The 18,233-nt window shown below is 70.5% G+C and carries 18 protein-coding genes; 14 read left to right on the top strand and 4 right to left on the bottom strand.

Features of this window, described 5'->3' with window-relative positions; translation table 11 throughout:
* Positions 1 to 5: 5 nt before the first annotated feature.
* Complete coding sequence (locus MFF22_RS04810) at positions 6 to 1,259, bottom strand: bifunctional 2-C-methyl-D-erythritol 4-phosphate cytidylyltransferase/2-C-methyl-D-erythritol 2,4-cyclodiphosphate synthase (protein ID WP_238247795.1); 1,254 nt, start codon at positions 1,257 to 1,259, stop codon at positions 6 to 8.
* A 153-nt stretch (positions 1,260 to 1,412) separates the two neighbouring features.
* On the opposite strand from MFF22_RS04810, the gene dusB reads away from it, so the two are divergent.
* Genes dusB through ntrC form a run of 3 tightly spaced genes read left to right on the top strand, consistent with a single transcriptional unit; the run spans position 1,413 to position 5,066 of the window.
* Positions 1,413 to 2,426: a tRNA dihydrouridine synthase DusB gene (gene dusB / locus MFF22_RS04805; protein WP_238247794.1), complete on the top strand. Its 1,014-nt coding sequence runs from the start codon at positions 1,413 to 1,415 to the stop codon at positions 2,424 to 2,426.
* Positions 2,423 to 3,562 (top strand): two-component system sensor histidine kinase NtrB, encoded by a 1,140-nt coding sequence (locus MFF22_RS04800; protein ID WP_238247793.1) that lies wholly within the window; start codon positions 2,423 to 2,425, stop codon positions 3,560 to 3,562. The genes dusB and MFF22_RS04800 overlap by 4 nt, the downstream gene beginning before the upstream one ends.
* 34 nt (positions 3,563 to 3,596) lie before the next feature.
* Complete coding sequence (ntrC, locus tag MFF22_RS04795; RefSeq protein WP_238247792.1) at positions 3,597 to 5,066, top strand: nitrogen regulation protein NR(I); 1,470 nt, start codon at positions 3,597 to 3,599, stop codon at positions 5,064 to 5,066.
* Positions 5,067 to 5,108: 42 nt separating this feature from the next.
* On the opposite strand, the gene MFF22_RS04790 is transcribed toward ntrC, so the two are convergent.
* Positions 5,109 to 5,384, bottom strand: a complete 276-nt coding sequence (locus tag MFF22_RS04790) for a hypothetical protein (RefSeq protein WP_238247791.1) — start codon at positions 5,382 to 5,384, stop codon at positions 5,109 to 5,111.
* A 95-nt stretch (positions 5,385 to 5,479) separates the two neighbouring features.
* On the opposite strand from MFF22_RS04790, the gene MFF22_RS04785 reads away from it, so the two are divergent.
* The 7 genes from MFF22_RS04785 (at position 5,480) to MFF22_RS04755 (ending at position 11,051) form a co-directional block, all read left to right on the top strand.
* Positions 5,480 to 5,656 carry a ribosome modulation factor gene (locus MFF22_RS04785; RefSeq protein ID WP_238247790.1) on the top strand — a complete coding sequence of 59 codons (177 nt, stop codon included), beginning with the start codon at positions 5,480 to 5,482 and terminating at the stop codon, positions 5,654 to 5,656.
* A 146-nt stretch (positions 5,657 to 5,802) separates the two neighbouring features.
* A complete protein-coding gene (locus MFF22_RS04780; protein WP_238247789.1) occupies positions 5,803 to 6,042 on the top strand; it encodes a PilZ domain-containing protein in 240 nt (79 codons plus the stop codon).
* Between the two features lie 91 nt (positions 6,043 to 6,133).
* The gene (metC, locus tag MFF22_RS04775) at positions 6,134 to 7,333 is read left to right on the top strand and encodes a cystathionine beta-lyase (protein WP_238247788.1); all 1,200 of its coding nucleotides are present in this window, start codon (positions 6,134 to 6,136) and stop codon (positions 7,331 to 7,333) included.
* A 58-nt stretch (positions 7,334 to 7,391) separates the two neighbouring features.
* Complete coding sequence (locus tag MFF22_RS04770; protein ID WP_238247786.1) at positions 7,392 to 9,359, top strand: ArnT family glycosyltransferase; 1,968 nt, start codon at positions 7,392 to 7,394, stop codon at positions 9,357 to 9,359.
* Positions 9,356 to 10,132: a glycosyltransferase gene (locus tag MFF22_RS04765; protein ID WP_238247785.1), complete on the top strand. Its 777-nt coding sequence runs from the start codon at positions 9,356 to 9,358 to the stop codon at positions 10,130 to 10,132. Before MFF22_RS04770 ends, MFF22_RS04765 begins: the two co-directional genes overlap by 4 nt.
* Entirely contained in the window at positions 10,126 to 10,461 is a 336-nt protein-coding gene (locus tag MFF22_RS04760; protein WP_238247784.1) for a lipid-A-disaccharide synthase N-terminal domain-containing protein, read from the top strand. The genes MFF22_RS04765 and MFF22_RS04760 overlap by 7 nt, the downstream gene beginning before the upstream one ends.
* Complete coding sequence (locus tag MFF22_RS04755) at positions 10,458 to 11,051, top strand: pyridoxamine 5'-phosphate oxidase family protein (RefSeq protein WP_238247783.1); 594 nt, start codon at positions 10,458 to 10,460, stop codon at positions 11,049 to 11,051. Before MFF22_RS04760 ends, MFF22_RS04755 begins: the two co-directional genes overlap by 4 nt.
* 188 nt (positions 11,052 to 11,239) lie before the next feature.
* On the opposite strand, the gene MFF22_RS04750 is transcribed toward MFF22_RS04755, so the two are convergent.
* Together MFF22_RS04750 and MFF22_RS04745 are read right to left on the bottom strand one after the other, a co-directional pair.
* Positions 11,240 to 12,103, bottom strand: a complete 864-nt coding sequence (locus MFF22_RS04750) for a class II aldolase/adducin family protein (RefSeq protein WP_238247782.1) — start codon at positions 12,101 to 12,103, stop codon at positions 11,240 to 11,242.
* Between the two features lie 46 nt (positions 12,104 to 12,149).
* The gene (locus MFF22_RS04745; RefSeq protein WP_238247781.1) at positions 12,150 to 13,454 is read right to left on the bottom strand and encodes an MFS transporter; all 1,305 of its coding nucleotides are present in this window, start codon (positions 13,452 to 13,454) and stop codon (positions 12,150 to 12,152) included.
* Positions 13,455 to 13,587: 133 nt separating this feature from the next.
* Here MFF22_RS04745 and MFF22_RS04740 point away from each other — a divergent pair, with 133 nt between their 5' ends.
* The 4 genes from MFF22_RS04740 (at position 13,588) to MFF22_RS04725 (ending at position 18,203) form a co-directional block, all read left to right on the top strand.
* On the top strand, positions 13,588 to 14,490 hold the full coding sequence (locus MFF22_RS04740) for a LysR substrate-binding domain-containing protein (RefSeq protein ID WP_238247780.1): 903 nt from the start codon (positions 13,588 to 13,590) through the stop codon (positions 14,488 to 14,490).
* Between the two features lie 145 nt (positions 14,491 to 14,635).
* The gene (rarD, locus tag MFF22_RS04735; protein WP_238247779.1) at positions 14,636 to 15,508 is read left to right on the top strand and encodes an EamA family transporter RarD; all 873 of its coding nucleotides are present in this window, start codon (positions 14,636 to 14,638) and stop codon (positions 15,506 to 15,508) included.
* 65 nt (positions 15,509 to 15,573) lie between these two features.
* A complete protein-coding gene (locus tag MFF22_RS04730; RefSeq protein ID WP_238247778.1) occupies positions 15,574 to 17,928 on the top strand; it encodes a response regulator in 2,355 nt (784 codons plus the stop codon).
* Positions 17,925 to 18,203 carry a hypothetical protein gene (locus MFF22_RS04725; RefSeq protein WP_238247777.1) on the top strand — a complete coding sequence of 93 codons (279 nt, stop codon included), beginning with the start codon at positions 17,925 to 17,927 and terminating at the stop codon, positions 18,201 to 18,203. The genes MFF22_RS04730 and MFF22_RS04725 overlap by 4 nt, the downstream gene beginning before the upstream one ends.
* Positions 18,204 to 18,233: the final 30 nt, after the last annotated feature.

The following is an 18,233-nucleotide window of genomic DNA, read 5'->3' as shown; positions in this document are numbered from 1 at the left end:
CCCCCTCAGGCCGCATCGTCCTCCGGCAGCCGTACTGTCGCGGCGGCCTGGGCGGCGAGGCCTTCGGCACGGCCGACGAAGCCGAGCTTTTCCGTGGTCGTCGCCTTGATGGACACGGCCGTCAGGGGCACCCCGGCGATCTCGGCGATCCGGCCACGGATCGCCTCCCGGTGCTGACCGATCCGCGGAGCCTCCGCCAGGACGGTGATATCCAAATGGTCGATCCTGCCGCCCCGCGCCCGCACCAGTTCGCAGGCATGGGCGAGGAACTGGTCCGAGGAGGCACCGCGCCACTTCTCGTCGGAGGGCGGGAAATGCGTGCCGATGTCGCCGTCGGCGATGGCGCCGAGGAGGGCGTCGGTCAGGGCATGCAGGGCCACGTCCCCGTCGGAATGGGCGAGGACGCCCCGGTCCGCCGGGATGCGGATGCCGCCGAGCCAGACATGGTCGCCTTCGGTGAAGGCGTGCACGTCGAAGCCCGTGCCGAGGCGGGTTACATACTGGGTCATCGCGGTGGCTCCGGCGGATTCGGATGAGAAGGCCCGTTCGGCCTCGATCAGGTCGGCGGCCTGGGTGATCTTGCGGTTTTCGACCTCCCCCGCGAACACCACCACCGGCAGCCCGGCCCATTCGGCCAGCGCTCCGTCATCGGTGAAGGCATGGAGGTCCTGCCCGGCGGCGGCCCGGTGGGCGTCGAGGAGGGGCCCGAAGGCGAAGGCCTGGGGCGTCTGCACCGCGCGCAGGGCTTCCCGTGCGGGAGTCTCGACGACACGGCCGATCCCGGGTTCGATCTCCTCGACGCGCTTGACCGTATCGGTCACCGGAACGCCCGGCACGGCGGCGCCGTGATCGCGGCCTGCCCGGATCGCCCGCTCGATCAGCTCGGGGCGAATGAAGGGCCGCGCGGCGTCGTGGACCAGAACGATCGCCGGCGCGCCGGAGGCGGCGAGGGCTTCCAGCCCGGCCCTAACGGACATCTGTCGGGTGGCGCCGCCCTCGACCGGGTCGGCGATCCGCGCGCGAATCGCGGGTGTGAGGTCGTCCAGACAGTCGTGGAAGAAGTCGGCTGCGTCGGCCGCGATGACCGGCTGGATCTGGCCGATCCCAGGATACGCGGCCAGTGCCGCCAGTGTCCGCGTCAGGACCGCCTGGCCCGCGACCCGCCGGTACTGTTTGGGGACCCCTCCGCCCACGCGGATGCCGCGGCCCGCCGCCACGACGATCGCAGCGACGCTCTGACTCTCACGGGAGGCGGACATGAAGGCGAGAATCCCGGCGAGGATGGCGGCAGACCTGCCGCGCGGCCGGCGCCATACCTGTGAAACGTGCCCTGCGTTTAAGCGGGGGAGGGGGCGAAATCAACGCGCCGCCCCGCTTGCGTCCCGCAACGCTTTGCCTCATTGTTGAGCAGAATGACGACTGACCATTATTTGGGCGCCCTGCGCCGCGGCCGTTCTGCCGGAGATCCGCCCCTGTGCCTCCTGGCACCGCTGTCCGGCGTGACCGACCTGCATATGCGCCGCATCGCCCTGCGTTGCGGGGCCGATGCCGTCGTCTCGGAGATGGTGGCCGCCCGGGAATTCGCCCGGGGCTCGACCGAGGCGGCCCTTCGGGCCGAGGGGGCGGACATCTCGCCGCACATCGTCCAGCTCGCCGGTTGCGAGGCTGCGCCGATGGCCGAAGCCGCCCGGCTGGCGGAAGCCAACGGCGCCGACGCCATCGACGTGAACATGGGCTGCCCGGCCAAGGTCGTGACCGGGATCGCCTCCGGTTCCGCGCTCATGCGCGACCTCGACCACGCGGAACGGCTGCTGGCCGCCGTCCGTGGGGCGGTGGCGATCCCCGTGACGGTGAAGATGCGCCTGGGCTGGGATCATTCCTCCCGAAACGCCGCCGACCTCGCCGCCCGGGCGGAGCGGCTCGGGCTCAATGCCGTGACGGTCCACGGCCGCACCCGGCAGCAATTCTACAAGGATCGCGCCGACTGGGTGGCGATCCGCAACGTGGTCGAGGCGGTGTCGATTCCCGTCATCGCCAACGGCGACGTCACGGGGATCGCCGAGGCGCGGGCCTGCCTCGCCGCCTCGGGCGCGGCGGGAGTGATGATCGGCCGGGCGGCCACGGGGCGGCCCTGGCTCGTCGGGCAGGTGGCGGCGGAACTGGCCGATCGCCCGGCCTCGCCCCCCGATCGGGCGGAGCAGGCCGCCCTGGCGGCCGAGCACTATGCCGGGCTGCTGTCGCTCTACGGCCGGCAGATGGGCGTGCGGCACGCGCGCAAGCACCTCGCCGCCTATGCTGAGGCCGGTGGCGCCCTGGACGCCCCCGAGCGGAACGCCCTGCTGACGACGACGGACCCGGAGGCGGTCTTCGCCCTCCTGCGCCGGGCCTTTACCGGTCCGGCCCCTGGGATGAGGGCCGCGGCATGACCGGCGACGATCGTCCGTCCGGCCCGGCGGGCTCCCGCCTCGACGGCAGCGACGCGGTGCTCAACGCCTTGCCGCTGCCGGTTCTCACCATCGGCGGGGATGAGCGCATCCTCCAGTGCAACCATGCGGCGGAGGCGTTCTTCGAATACTCGGCGCGGCTGATGCAGCGGCGGCGCCTGCGGGATATCATCCCCTTCGGCTCGCCGATCATCGCCCTGGTGGCGGAGGTGCGGCGGCGCAAGGCGAGCGTCAGCGAGTACCGGGTGGAACTGACCCAGCCCCGGCTCGGCACGGAGCGCAGTGTCGATGTCTTCGCCACGCCCCTCGACGACGGCGACGCCGTGGTGATGATGCTGCAGGAGCGCACCATCGCCGACAAGATGAACCGCCAGCTCACCCATCGCGGGGCCGCCCGCTCGATGGTGGCGCTCGGCGCCATGCTCGCGCACGAGATCAAGAACCCGCTCGCCGGCATCCGCGGGGCGGCGCAACTCCTGGAGAGCACCGGCGCCGAGGAGGACCGGCTGCTCACCCGACTGATCTGTGACGAGTCCGACCGGATCGTCCGCATCGTGGAGCGGATGGAACTGTTCGGGGACGAGAGGCCGGCCGAACGGGGGCCGGTCAACGTCCACGGGGTGCTCGATCAGGTGAAGCGCTCGGCCCAGTCGGGCTTCGGGCGTCACATCCGCTTCATCGAGACCTACGACCCTTCCCTGCCGCCGGTCCTCGGCAACCGGGACCAGCTCGTTCAGGTAATCCTCAACCTCGTAAAGAACGCCGCCGAAGCCATCGGCCCGGACGCGGTGGAGGGCGAGATCACCCTGGCGACCGCCTTCCGCACCGGCCTTCGGCTGCAGATTCCCGGCTCGCGCGAGCGGGTCAGCCTGCCCATCGAGGTGGCGATCCGCGACAACGGCCCCGGCATCACCAGTGAGATGCTGAGCGACATGTTCGACCCGTTCGTGACCACCAAAGCACAGGGTTCCGGCCTCGGTCTTGCTTTGGTCGCCAAGATCGTCGGGGACCACGGAGGGATCGTCGAATGTGATCCCGCCCCCCGCCGGACGACGTTCCGCATCCTCCTTCCGATGTCGAGCGCGCGCGACGGGCGCGAGCCGACCCTCGACCCCTGATCCGGATGCCAGCCGGAGGTTTTGAGTAACAGTCATGCCCAACGGCCACATCATCGTCGCAGACGACGACGCCGCCATCCGCACGGTGCTCAACCAAGCGCTGTCCCGGGCGGGCTACGAGGTCCGCTCAACGGGCAATTGCGCGACCCTCTGGCGCTGGGTCGCGCAGGGGGAGGGCGACCTCGTCATCACCGACGTGGTGATGCCCGACGAGAACGTGTTCGACCTGCTGCCCCGCATCAAGCGGGTGCGGCCGGAGCTGCCGATCATCGTGATGAGCGCGCAGAACACCTTCATGACCGCCATCCGCGCTTCCGAGCGGGGCGCCTACGAGTATCTGCCCAAGCCCTTCGACCTGAAGGAGCTGATCGCCATCGTCGGCCGCGCGCTCTCCCGGCCCCGCGGGGCGCCCGCGCCCGGCGCCGGGCCGGAGAACGAGGACATCCCCCTCGTCGGCCGCTCGCCGGCCATGCAGGAGATCTACCGGGCGCTGGCCCGCCTGATGCCCACCGACCTGACGGTGATGATCACCGGCGAGTCGGGCACCGGTAAGGAACTGGTCGCCCGGGCGCTCCACGATTACGGCCGCCGCCGCACGGGGCCGTTCGTGCCGGTGAACATGGCCGCGATCCCCCGCGACCTGATCGAGTCCGAGCTGTTCGGCCACGAGAAGGGCGCCTTCACCGGGGCGCTGCAGCGCTCGGCCGGCCGGTTCGAGCAGGCCGAGGGCGGCACGCTGTTTCTCGACGAGATCGGCGACATGCCGATGGAGGCGCAGACCCGTCTGCTGCGTGTCCTTCAGCAGGGCGAGTACACCACCGTCGGCGGCCGGGTGCCGATCCGCACGAATGTTCGCATCATCGCGGCGACCAACAAGGACCTGCGGGTCTCGATCCAGCAGGGAATCTTCCGCGAGGACCTGTTCTTCCGCCTCAACGTCGTGCCCCTGCGCCTGCCGGCGCTCCGGGAACGGTCGGAGGACGTGCCCGACCTCATCCGGCACTTCTTCGTGCTGGTCGAGCGCGAGGGTCTCACCCGCAAGACCCTCGACGGCGATGCCATGGAGAAGCTCAAGCGCTACCGCTGGCCCGGCAACGTCCGCGAGTTGGAAAACCTCGTCCGGCGGCTGGCTGCCCTCTATCCGCAGGAGACGATCACCGGCCCGGTGATCGAGGCCGAGCTCGACACCCTTCCCCTGGCTCAACCCGCCTCGGCGGGGGGTAGCAACGGCGCGTCGCGGAAGTCCTCGGGGGAATCCGAGAGCCTGTCGAGCGCGGTGGAACGGCACCTGTCGGACTACTTCTCGGGCTATCGCGACACTCTGCCGCCGCCCGGCCTTTACCACCGGGTTCTGCGGGAGATCGAAGGCCCCCTGATCGGCGCAGCGCTCGCCGCCACCCGCGGCAACCAGATCCGGGCCGCCGAACTTCTTGGTGTGAACCGGAACACCCTGCGCAAGAAGGTGCGGGACCTGGACCTGCAGGTGTTCCGCAGCGCGCGGTAGGCGAAACAGTCTCCCACTCCCCGCAGGGGGGAGTGGGGGAGGTTACCGCCCGCGCATGATCGGATCGCCCTGAATCAGCGCCCGCAGCCGCTCGGTGTCGTACCCGTTCGGGATCGACGAGGCCGCCTTCTTCGCCACGGGCGCGGGGGCGGGCAGGGGCGCCGGGATGGAACCCGTCGCCGAAGGTTCGAGGACGGCGGTTCGCGCCACCGGGGCAGGCGGGGCGAGATGGGCGAGCCGGTCGGCGCTGACGAACACCACGATGGCGGTCGAGACCGTGACGACGAGACCGCCGAAGAGGGGACGCAGGATACGCACGCCGCGGGACCCGGGAACTCTGGACAGGACCGCAACAGAATAGGGCTGCGCCCGTTAACGAAGCCCCCCATGTGACCGAAAAGGCGCCACGCCCCATGACCAACGTGCAGGCCACCGCCAGCGACAGTCCGTTCATCCAGGGCCGCAACGCCCGCCTATACGGCAAGCCGAAGAGCGAATGCCCCTACCCGGAGGGTTCGCAGGAGCACGAGGCGTGGATGCAGGCCTACGACGAGGCCCAGCAATCCGACCCGCCGCAAACCAAGCGCTAACGCAACCTCAGAATGAGTTCACCGCCATCGCCAGATCGGTCGAATTTGAGCGATCCGGTCGGCGGGGGCGTTAAGGACCCTCGCCCGCATAGTCGCCCATGATAACGCGGCCCCCTCGGGCGGGCCGCCTCGCGGGAGCGGCGGCAATGGCATCTAGGAACGGAAAGCGGGTCTCCCTCGACCGCCCGGGTCGGGTCGATCCGGGAACGGGCGAAGCGCATGCCTGCATCGTCCGAGACATCTCGGCGGCTGGCGCCCGGCTTCTCCTGCCGGAAGCGGGCGAGGTGCCGGAGACCTTCGCCCTCTCCCTGGACCCCGGTGGCGACCGCTGGGCCTGCCGGGTGGTCTGGCGGCAGGTGGGCGAGATCGGCGTCGCATTCGCGTGATCCGGCGGCGGGGCCGATGATGGCGCCAGCTTGACGGATGGCGGTCGCGGGGTCTTCGTGCGGCATCGCCGTACCGCAGATCCGGGTTCCGATGTCGCTGAAGCCAAACCCCGAGTCCAAGAAGAAATTCGGTCCCGCCACGCGACTCGTGCATGCCGGGCGCGACCCGTCCGAGCAGCACGGGTTCGTCAACACGCCGATCTACCGTGGCTCGACGGTGCTGTTCCCGACCTACGACGACCTTCAGCACCGGCGCGGACGCTACACCTACGGCACCCACGGCACCCCGACCTCCGACGCCCTCGCCGAGGCCTGGAGCGAGATCGCCGGGGCGGCCGGCACCGTGGCGACGCCCTCCGGGCTCGCCGCGCTCTCCATCGGCCTGATGGCCGCCGTCTCGGCCGGGGACCACCTCCTCGTCACCGACTCGGCCTACCGCCCGACCCGCATCTTCTGCGACGAGGTGCTCAAGCGCTTCGGAGTCGAGACGACCTATTACGATCCGCTCATCGGGGCCGGAATCGCCAAGCTGATGCGCGACAACACCAGGGCGGTGCTGGTGGAGGCGCCGGGCTCGCTGACCTTCGAGATGCAGGACGTGCCCGCCATCGCCGAGGCGGCCCATGCCCGGGACGCCTGCGTGATCATGGACAACACCTGGGCGACGCCTCTGCTCTTCCCGCCCCACGAGCGGGGCGTGGACATCGCGGTGGAGGCCGGCACCAAGTACCTCAGCGGCGGCTCGGACCTGCTCCTCGGCCTCACCTCCGCCAACGCCCGGTACTGGCCGGCGCTCAACCGGACCTACCATCAGTTCTCGGTCTGCGCCGGGCCGGAGGACATGTTCCTGGCCATGCGCGGCCTGCGCACCATGGGCCTGCGCCTGCGCGAGCACGGGCGCCAGGGATTGGAGATCGCCCGGTGGCTCCAGGGGCGACCGGAGGTTCTGCGCGTGCTCCATCCGGCCCTCCCGGAGGATCCGGGCCATGCCATCTGGAAGCGCGACTTCGCGGGGGCGTCGGGCCTGTTCGGGGTCATCCTGAGGCCGGTGCCGGAGAAGGCCGTCGCCGCCATGCTCGATGGGCTCGAACTGTTCGGGATGGGCTTCTCCTGGGGTGGGTTCGAGAGCCTGTGCATCCCCTTCGATTGCACGCCCTTCCGCACCGCCACCCGCTGGGCGCCGGGGGGGCCGGGCCTGCGCTTCCACATCGGCCTGGAAGACGTGGAGGACCTGAAGACGGACCTCGCCGCCGGCTTCACGCGGCTGAGGAAGGCGGCCGGGGATATTTGACTTTCCCCGCCCGATCCCGATTGAGGTGCCGGGGACGGAGAGCCGTGACCCGGAGCCCATGACCATACGCCTTCCCGTCGGCGCGCTTGCCCGCGACGGCGACGCCCCGTCCGTCGGCCAGCGTGCCGACCGAGGCCCGACCCTCCTCGACCGGCTCTCCGCGGGCCATACCCGTGCCTGCGCGGCCCTCGCCGCCCTGTGCCTGCTGCTGTTCCTGCCGGGGCAGATCTCCCTCCAGCCGATGGACCGGGACGAGCCGCGCTTCGCCCAGGCCTCCAAGCAGATGCTGGAGACAGGCGACTTCGTGTCGATCCGGTTCCAGGACGAGGCCCGCAACAAGAAGCCGGTGGGCATCTACTGGGCGCAGGCCGCCGCCGTCGCGGCGGGGGAGGCGCTGGGCGTGCCCGACGCCCGTACCCGCATCGCCCTCTACCGCGTTCCCTCCCTCGTCGGCGCCCTCGCCTCGGTGCTGCTGGCCTACTGGGCCGCGCTCGCGTTCCTGCCCCGGCGGAGCGCCCTGCTGGCCGCCGCGCTGTACGGCGCCTGCCTGATGCTCAACGCCGAGGCGCACCTCGCCAAGACCGACGCTTTGCTGGCCGCCTGTGCCACGGCGAGCCTGGGGGCGCTGGCCCGGGCGTGGCTCGGGCGGCATCGCCTCTCCGCGCAAGGGAGGGATCGGGACGATCCCTCGTCGCCCGGGGCCGATCCCACCCATTCCCCTCATCCTGAGGTGCTGCGGAGCAGCCTCGAAGGAGGCATCCAGCCTGCTGCGCGATCCCTGGGGCCCTCCTTCGAGGCCCGCCCGAGCGGGCGCCTCAGGATGAGGTGGAGCGGGGGATCGATGTCGCTGCGAGCCCCGCAAGACGGGGAGGGGGGCTTCGCCCCGCGTCTCGGCGCAACTGTCTTCCTCGCCTTCTGGCTCGGCCTTGCGGTCGGCATCCTCGTGAAGGGGCCGATGGTGCCGCTGTTCGTGGCACTGCCGGCCGCGCTCCTGTCGTGGAAGGCCCGTTCGGGGCGCTGGCTCCTGCCCCTCAGGCCCTGGGCCGGGCTTGCCCTCACGGCGCTGATCGTCGCCCCGTGGTTCGTGGCCATCACCCTCAAGAGCGGCGGCGCCTTCTACGCCGAGGCGGTCGGCAAGGACATGCTCGGCAAGGTCGGCGGCGCGGCCGAGCGGCACTGGGGCCCGCCGGGCGCCTACACGCTGATCTTCTTCGCGACCTTCTGGCCCGGCGCGGCCTTCGCCGCCATGAGCCTGCCCCTGGCGTGGCGAGAGCGCCGTACCGAGGCTGTCGCCTTCCTGATCGCGACCGTCCTCCCGGCGTGGCTGATGTTCGAGGCCGTGCCGACCAAGCTCCCCCATTACGTGCTGCCGCTGATGCCCTGGATCGCGATCCTGACGGTCCTCGCCCTCGGCCGCGGCGAGCTCGATCCCCGCCGCCGGGGGGCACGGGTCACGGCGCTGCTGGTGCCGGCGATCCCGGTGGCACTGACGGTCGGCCTGTGCCTCGTGGGCTGGAAGCTCGATGACCACACCATCCCATGGCTCGCCCTCCCGGTCCTGGGGGCCGCCTGCCTCGCCGCCGGAGCGAGCTGGTACGCCTTCGCCCGGAACCGGGCCGAGCACGCCCTGATGCTCGGGATCCTCGCCTCGTGCCTCCTCGGGCCGGGTGTGCTCGGCCTGGCGCAGCGGCAGTTGCCGGCGCTGAAGGTCTCGCCACGACTAGCCGCCTTCCGGGACCGCATGCCCTGCGCCGACCCGCAGGTGGCGAGCCTCGGCTACCGGGAGCCGAGCCTCGTCTTCCTTACCGGCACCGGCCTCGACCTCCTGCCCGATGCCCCCGCCGCCAAAGCCTTCCTGCAGGGGGGCGGCTGCCGGCTGCTCTTCGTGGAAGGCCGCGAGCGCGAAGCGTTCAACACCGCCTGGCCCGTCGGCCGGCCCGCCCCGCCGCCGCTGGGCGAAGTGGAGGGCTTCAACCTCAACACCGGCCGCCGCGTCTTCGTGACGGCCTATGCGGCGACACCATGACCCCTCCGGACGCCCCCCGCCTCACCATCGTCGTGCCCGTGAAGAACGAGGCCGGCAACATCGCCCCCCTCGTGGCAGAGATCGAGCGAGCCTGCGCCGGCCTGCCCTTCGAGGTCGTCTACATCGACGACGGCTCGACCGATTCCACGCCCGCGGCCCTGGAGGCCGCCCGGGCCGGCCGGCCCTGGCTGCGGGTGCTGCGCCACGGGCAGAGCGCGGGCCAATCCGCTGCCGTAAGGAGCGGCGTGCTGGCCGCCCGGGGTGCGATCATCGCCACCCTCGACGGCGACGGCCAGAACGACCCGGCCTTCATTCCGGTCCTCCTTTCCGCCCTCGACGAGGCCGGGGAGGGTGCAGGCCTCGCCCAGGGACAGCGGCGCGGCCGCAAGGACGGGCGTTTCAAGATGCTCCAGTCCCGGATCGCCAACGGGGTCCGGGGCCGGATCCTCAAGGATTCCACCCGGGACACCGGCTGCGGCCTGAAGGTGTTCCGTCGACACGTCTACCTGCGCCTGCCCTATTTCGACGCCCTGCACCGGTTCATGCCGGCCCTGGTCGCCCGGGAGGGCTACTCCGTGGTCCACCGGGACGTGATCGACCGGCCCCGGCTGACCGGCACGTCGAATTACGGCCTGTTCGACCGGCTCTGGGTCGGCCTTCTCGACCTCGCCGGGGTGTGGTGGCTGATCCGGCGGAAGCGCGCCACCCCGCGGGCCGTCGAGGTGGGAACACCAGAGGCGGATGCCGCCAGGGATGAGGACGTCGGATGCTGATCCAGCTCGCCCACGACCTGCCTGACTACTTCTACGACGTGTTCGTCACCCGGTTCGATTTCTGGCTGGCGTTCGGCGTGCTGGCGCAGCTGATCTTCGGCTCCCGCTTCATCCTCCAGTGGATCGCCAGCGAGCGGGCGGGCAAGAGCGTGATGCCGCTCTCCTTCTGGTTCCTGTCGATCGCCGGCGGGCTGATGACCCTGGTCTACGGCTTCGTCCGCAGGGAGCCTGTGATCATCATCGGCCAGGGCCTTTCCACGGGCATCTACTTCCGCAACCTCGCCCTGATCTTCCGGGAGCGGCAGCGTCGCCGGGGGGCGGCGGCGTGACCCCGCTCCCGCCCTTCTACGACGACCTCGACGCCACCCTCGCGGAACTCTGGCGGCTGCTGGCCGACGGGGCGGAGCACGGGCGCAGCGGCTTCCACCTGCCGACGCTGGCCACCCTGTCGCCGGAGGGTCCGCGCCTGCGCACCGTCGTGCTGCGGGAGGCGGACGCCGCCACGAGGACCCTGCGCTTCCACTGCGACCGCCGCTCGGACAAGGCATTCGAACTGGCGGGCAACCCCGCCTGCGCCCTTGCCGTCTACGATGCCGGGGCGAAGATCCAGATCCGCATCGAAGGCCGGGCCGTCCTGCACACGGACGACGCGGTGGCCGAGGCGGCTTGGGCGGGCTCGCGGGCGATGAGCCGGGTCTGCTACGCGTCCGAGCCGCCCCCCGGCACGGCCCTTCCCTCCGGCGGCGCCTACACGCTCCTCGACGAGGCGACGGCGGCCACCACGGGCCGCCGGCATTTCTGCGCAGTGGTGGTACAGGCGCACCGCCTCGACTTCCTCTACCTCGATCGCCGGGGCCACCGCCGGGCGGCCTGGGCCCGGGACGAGTCGGGCTGGGACGGGGGCTGGGTGGCGCCCTGACGGTCCTCCCGGCCACCTTCGTCATTGCGAGCGAAGCGAAGCAATCCAGGGCAGCGGGACCTATCCGAACGTCGCGGATCCCTGGATTGCTTCGCTTCGCTCGCAATGACGGCGAGGGGCCATAGCAAAATGGGGCGGCGCCTTGCGGCACCGCCCCCGCGCGTCTCTCGCGTAGACGCGTTGCCCCCTCACGCGAACATGTCCGGCTGGGTCGCCGCGATGTGGTTGTAGATCGTCTGGAAGTGCAGCCAGCCGATATAGTCGCTGCCGACATGCTCGCGGCTGTAGCGGGCGGTCTTCTCCGACAGGAGCTGCGGCTTGATGCCGGTGGCCTCGACCATGAGTTGCTGTTTGCAGGCCCGTTCCAGGGCGATGAACCAGAAGGCCGCGTCGTCGATGCTGTGATGCGAGCAGGTCAGCAGGCCGTGGTTCTGGTGAAGCACGCCGCGGTTGCGGCCGATCTGCTGGGCCACCGAGAGGCCGCTGTTCTTCTCCACCGCCACCGCACCGGCCGACGCGCCGATCACCGCGTGGCTGTTGTAGAAGGCGGCCGCATCCTGGCTGATCATGTCGAGGGGCCGGCCCGTGGCGCACCACGCGGTGCCGTAGGTGGTGTGCGCGTGGCACATCGCCATGACCTCGGGGTACTCGTCGTGGACGGCGGCGTGCAGGACGAAGCCGGCGCGGTTGATCGCGTAGCGGCCCTCGACGACCCGGCCGTCATGGTCGGCCAGGATCAGGTTCGACATGTTCACCTGCGAGAAGTGAACGCACATCGGGTTGGTCCAGTACAGCTCCGGATGCTCCGGGTCGCGGATCGTCAGGTGGCCCGCGAAGCCGTAGTCGAAGCCGTGCATCGCGAAGGCGCGGCAGGCGGCGACGAGGTGCTTCTTGCGGTAATCCCGCGCCTCGGCATGGTTGGCGAATTCCGGGATCTCCGGGAAGATCAGGCCGGCCTGCTCGGGCTGGTAGATCGAAGTCCGCCGGCGGCCGGAATCGTCGTTGGGCAGATCGATGGCGACACTGTCGTGGTGGTCGTGTTCGTCGAGCATGGAATGTCCTTCCGGTTGCAGGTGTGGGGTCGAGGGGGCGCCGCGGTCAGCGGTTGACGAGGCGCTTGGGCATGGTCAGCGCGAGGGCGCTGCCGATGGCGAGGCAGGCGGCGAGGGTGTAGACGCCGAGGCTCGTCGACTTGGTCGCGTCGATGATCCAGCCGATCAGGTACGGGCTGACGAAGCCCGCGAGGTTGCCGACGGAGTTGATCACCGCGATGCCGGTGGCCGCCGCGGCCCCGGCGAGGACCGCAGTGGGCAGGCACCAGAACTGGGCGAGGGTCACGAGCACGCCGATCGTGGCGACGGTGAGGGCGGCCTCGGCGACGACGAGGTCCTTGCTGTACCAGATGCTCACCAGCCAGCCGGCGGCGCCCACGAGGCCGGGGACGACGATGTGCCAGCGCCGCTCCCGGGCCGCGTCCGACATCCGCCCGACGGTGATCATCGCCGCCGCCGCCGCGCCGTAGGGCAGCATCGTGAGGAAGCCGATCTGGAGCGGGTCGGAGACGCCCGCGCCCTTGATCAGGGTCGGCAGCCAGAAGCCGACGCCGTAGAGGCCCATGATGAAGAAGAAGTAGATCCCGCTCAGCAACCATACCCAGGGGCTGGTGAAGCCGTCGCGGAAGCGGTGGGCGCCCACGGAGGAGGCGTCGGCGGCGACGTTGCGCTCCAGGAGGGCCTTCTCGTCGGCGGTGAGCCACTTGGCCTGGGCGATGCCGTTGTCGAGGTAGGCAAGGACGCAGAAGCCGAGGATGAGCGACGGCAGCGCCTCGATCAGGAACAGCCATTGCCACCCGGCGAGGCCGTGCATCCCGCTGAAGGCGTTCATGATCCAGCCCGAGAGGGGCCCGCCGACGAGGCCGGCGACCGGGATGCCGGTCATGAACAGGGCGATGATGCCGCCCCGGCGCTCGGACGGGTACCAGTAGGTGAGGTACAGGATCACGCCCGGGAACAGGCCGGCTTCCGCCACCCCGAGGAGGAAGCGCAGGATGTAGAACATCGTGGCGCTGGTCACGAACATCATCGCGGCCGAGATCAGCGCCCAGCTGATCATCACCCGGGCGATCCAGACCCGGGCGCCGACCTTGTGCAGGATCATGTTGCTCGGCACCTCGAAGACGAAGTAGCCGATGAAGAAGATGCCGGCGCCGAGACCGTAGACGGTCTCGCTGAACTTCAGATCGTTGAGCATCTGCAGCTTGGCGAAGCCGACGTTGACGCGGTCGAGGTAGGCCGCGACGTAACAGGCGAACAGGAACGGCACGAGGCGCCAGGTCACCTTGCGATAGACCCGTGTCGCCTCGTCGATCACTGGACCGTCGAGAGTGGCTACTCCCTGTGCCATCCCTGGTTTCCTCCCGATAGACTTCGTTCGTTGCTGCCGTCTGCGCGGCATGGGCAGTATTTTTCCGCTTCCGGCCCGCCTTTGACAAACGATGAATTTTCACCGACAGGTGAATTGGATTCACGGATAGGGCATGCGGCGGATCCCCAGTTTCCCCTCCCTGCGCGCCTTCGAGGCCGCGGCCCGGCTCGGCAGCTTCGCCCGGGCGAGCCAGGAGCTGTGCCTGACGCCGTCCGCCGTCAGCCATCAGGTCCGTGCCCTGGAGCGGCATCTCGGCCGCGCCCTGTTCCGCCGGGAGAACCGGCAGGCGACCCTGACCGCCGACGGCGAGCGCCTTCTCGCCGGCCTGTCCCGGGCCTTCGACGGGATCGAGGCGGCCTGCGCCGAACTGATGCCGGCGGCGGGGCCGGCGCTCGCCGTCCACTGCACGCCGAGCTTCGCCCAGAAATGGCTGGGCCCCCGCCTGCCGGACTTCGTGGAAGCCAACCCGGCCATCGCGATCCGCCTGTCCTCCGGGGCGGAGCCCCTCGACCTGATGCGTCATGGGGAGATCGACGTGCTCATCGCCTACGGGCGTCCGCCGGGCGGAACCGGCCTGCGGGTGGAGGCCCTGGGCCCGGAGGAGATCGCCGCCCTGTGCCGGCCGGAGATGGCGCGGGAGGCGGCCGCCCTCACGCCCGAGGCGATCGCCCGGCTGACATGGCTCGAATCGTCCTTCAGCCCCGTGCGCTGGGCGGACTGGTTCGCCCATAACGGGTTGACCGCTCCGAAGACCCGGGCTGGCCCGGCCTTCGACCGGGGGTCCCTCGTCATCTCCGCAGCGGTGCAAGGGCTCGGCGTCGCCCTGGAGACCCTCCGCTTCGCCCGGGCCGAGATGGAGGCCGGGGATCTGGTCCGCCTCGGGGAGGGCCGGTGCGACAGTATCCGGAAGGACCTGCACTTCCTCTGCTGGCGCGTCCGGGACGACGAGGCCCCCGGCATCCGCCGCTTCCGGGACTGGATCCTGGAGGGGGAAAGGCGCGTCGGCACGGGCTGACACCGTGCCGGTCGGAGCGACGCAAAGGTAACGCGCAGCAGGCACCCGGATGGCTGCTGTGCATGCCATGGGCTGACGACGGCGAGGCGCCTCGGCTAGAGACACGCGGCCGGTTCCGCGACCTCGAACCGGGGAAGGAACCGCCGTGGGCCTCGTCTACGCGCTCGCCGCCTATCTGAGCTGGGGCCTCGTGGTCCCGCTGCACTTCCGGCTGCTCAGCGGGTTCAGCCCCTGGTACATCCTGGCCGAGCGCATCGTGTGGTCGACCCTGTTCGCCGGCCTCCTGGCCCTGGCGTGGCGCAAGCGCCTGAGGCTGCCCGTTCCGCTGAGCCCCAAGCACGGGCTCCTGGCGCTGTCGGCCGTGTTCATCGGGGTGAACTGGCTGCTCTACCTGATGGCCATCGAGCGCGGGCATCTGCTGGATGCGAGCCTCGGCTACTACATCAACCCGCTGATAAACGTCGCCCTCGGGCGGCTCATCCTCGGGGAACGCCTGCGGCCGGTCCAGGCGGTGGCGATCGGCATCGCCGCGGCGGGGGTGGCGGTGGCGGTGGCCTGGGCGGGGGACCTGCCGCTGATGTCCCTTGCCCTGGCGCTGTCCTTCGCCCTCTACGGGCTCGTGCGGAAGATCGTGGCGGTCGACTCCCTGGTGGGCTTCCTGGCGGAGACGCTCTTCCTCCTGCCCGTGGCGGTGGGGTGGCTACTCCTGACGCCGGAGCCGTTCCTGCAGCCCGCCCCCCGGGACCTCGGCCTCCTGATGCTCACCGGGTTGACCACGGCGCTGCCGCTGATCTGGTTCGCTGCAGCCGCGGTGCGCCTGCGGCTGACGACCCTCGGGCTTCTCCAATACGTCGCACCCACCTGCCTGTTGCTCCTCAGCATCCTCGTCTTCGGTGAGCATGTGGAGCCGCACCGGGCGGCGATGTTCGGGCTGATCTGGCTCGGGCTCGCCCTGTATACGGTGGATGCCGTCCGCGGCCGGCGGAGCGAGGCGAAGGCGACCCCCGTCCGGGCCTAGGCCGAACGGATACCCTTTCCCGTCCCGCGCGCTATTTGTCACACGATCCAGCACCGGCGGAGCCGATGAGCGAACCTGTGGGCGGCGATGCCGTCACCGACGACGACTTCCGCAACCTTGCGGACATACTCCCCCAGCTGGCCTGGATCGCCAGGGCCGACGGCCACATCGTCTGGTACAATGCGCGTTGGTACGCCTACACCGGCACGACCCTGGAGGAGATGCAGGGCTGGGGCTGGCGCAACATCCACCACCCCGACCACATCGCCGCCGTCGAGGTCCGGTACCGCCTCGCCATCGAGGCCGGAGTGCCGTGGGAGGACACGTTCCCCCTCCGGGGCGCGGACGGCGAGTACCGTTGGTTCCTGTCGCAGGCGATGCCGCACCGGGCGCCGGACGGGACCATCCTGCGCTGGTACGGCACCAATACCGATATCTCCCGCCGCCGGGCCACGGAGGAAAGGCTCCGCCATTCCGAGGAGCGGTTCCGCGCCCTGATCGATGCCTCGGCCTCGGTCATCTGGAACACCACGGCGGAAGGCGAAATGCAGCCGCCCCAGCCGCGCTGGGGTGCCTATACCGGCCAGACCGAGGAAGGCTACCTGGGCTGGGGATGGATCGACGCCGTGCACCCCGACGACCGGGCCATGACGGCGGAGGCCTGGGCGCGTTCGGTGGAAGAGCGCGTGCCCTATTCCATCACCCACCGCCTGCTCCGGCACGACGGCGCGTGGCGCGACATGGAGGCCCGGGGCGTCCCGGTCTTCGCGGCGGACGGCTCCCTCCGGGAATGGGTCGGGACCCACACCGACATCACCGCGCGAAGGGAGGCCGAGGCCGAAGCCGAGCGGGCGCGGCAGGCCGCCGAGGCGGCGAACCGGGCCAAGAGCCAGTTCATCGCCAACATGAGCCACGAGCTGCGCACCCCCCTCTCGGCGGTGATCGGCTACTCGGAGATGCTCGGCGAGGAACTGGAGGATATCGGGCAGGCCGCCCTCCTGCCGGATCTTCGCAAGATCGAGGCGGCGGCGCGGCACCTGCTTTCCCTCATCAACGACGTCCTCGACATCTCCAAGATCGAGGCGGGGCGCGTGACCGCCTCGGCCGAGACCTTCACCGTCACCGACCTGCTCCGGGACGTCACCGACTCCACGGGCTCCCTGGTGGAGAAGAAGGGCAACCGCTTCGTCCTCGATGCGGAGGCCGACCTCGGCGCGATGCACCAGGATCAGACCAAGATCCGGCAATGCCTCCTGAACCTCGTCGGCAATGCGGCGAAGTTCAGCGAGAACGGGACGATCACCCTCACGGTCCGCCGCCACCGGGAGGAGGACGCCGACTGGATGTCCTTCGCGGTGTCCGATACCGGGATCGGCCTGACGCAGGAGCAGATCGGGCGGCTGTTCCAGCGCTTCGTCCAGGCCGACGATTCGACCACCCGCCAGTTCGGTGGCACGGGACTGGGGCTGGCCATCACCCAGGCCTTCTGCCGCACCATGGGCGGCGATATCGGCGTCGAGAGCGAACCGGGCCGCGGCGCGACCTTCACCATGCGCCTGCCCTCGATCCTCGTGCCGGAGGACGAGCCGGTGGAGGATCTTCCCCCCGTCGAAGTGCACGAGCAGCACGACACCGTCCTCCTCGTCGATGACGATCCGGCCGCGAGGGAGTTGCTGCAGCGGTTCCTGGAGCGGGAAGGCTTCCATGTCCGCACCGCCGCCGACGGCCGGGCCGGCCTCACCCTGGCGCGGGCGCTCAGGCCGCGGGCGATCCTCCTCGACGTGGAGATGCCGCGGATGGACGGCTGGGCGGTGCTGCATGCCGTGCGCAGCGACCCGGACCTCGCGGGGACGCCGGTCATCATGACCTCGGTGGTGGCCGAGCAGGGCCTCGGTCAGGCCCTCGGCGCCACGGACTACTTCGTGAAGCCCATCGACTGGGACCGCCTGAAGGGCCTGATGGAGCGCTACCGGCCCCAGGCGCCGGCCGAGGCGCGGGTTCTCGTCGTGGACGACGACGACGACGGGCGCGAACGTCTTCGCCGCTCCCTCACCCGCGAGGGCTGGAAGGTGGACGAGGCCCGGAACGGCCGCATCGCCCTGGAGCATTACGACCGCTCCCGGCCCAACCTGATCCTCCTCGACCTGATGATGCCCGAGATGGACGGGTTCAGCTTCCTGCGCGCCCTGCGCTCCCGCCCGGACGGCGACGTGCCGGTGGTGGTGCTGACGGCCAAGGAGATCACCCCCGCGGAGAAGGTGAGCCTCGGCGCCCAGGCGGACCGGGTGATCTCCAAGGGAACGCTGAGCCTCGCCGAGATCGGGCGGCAGTTGCGGGTTCTCTACGCCCGCTCCACACCCGAGACCGTGCCCGGCCATCTGCAGGGCCTGATCGAGCAACTGGCGGAGAGGGACGGATGAGCGACGGGATCGATCCCGACAAGGCAGTGGCGATCCGCCTGCGGGCGCGGCTCGCGGTGGTGGAACGGGCCGCGTGGTTCGGCCTCGTCCACGCGATGCGGACCCGGCCCGAGGAGACGGAGGCCTTCATCGCCTCCGAGCGGGACCGCTGTACGGAGGGGTTCGGCAGCAAGGGCTGGGCCGGCGACCTCACGCAGGCCGAGCGCGCCATGCTCGCCGCGGAGGTGGACAAGGGACTGGCCGAACTGCTCGCCGACGCCAAGGACGCCGTCTAAGGGATTTTGGCGGGCGGAGGATCGTGAGAG

It is taken from the genome of Methylobacterium persicinum (assembly GCF_022179525.1).
Taxonomy (GTDB): Bacteria; Pseudomonadota; Alphaproteobacteria; order Rhizobiales; family Beijerinckiaceae; genus Methylobacterium; species Methylobacterium persicinum.
Note: the sequence above shows the minus strand (reverse complement) of the source record. Positions and strands in the feature narration are given on the sequence as shown.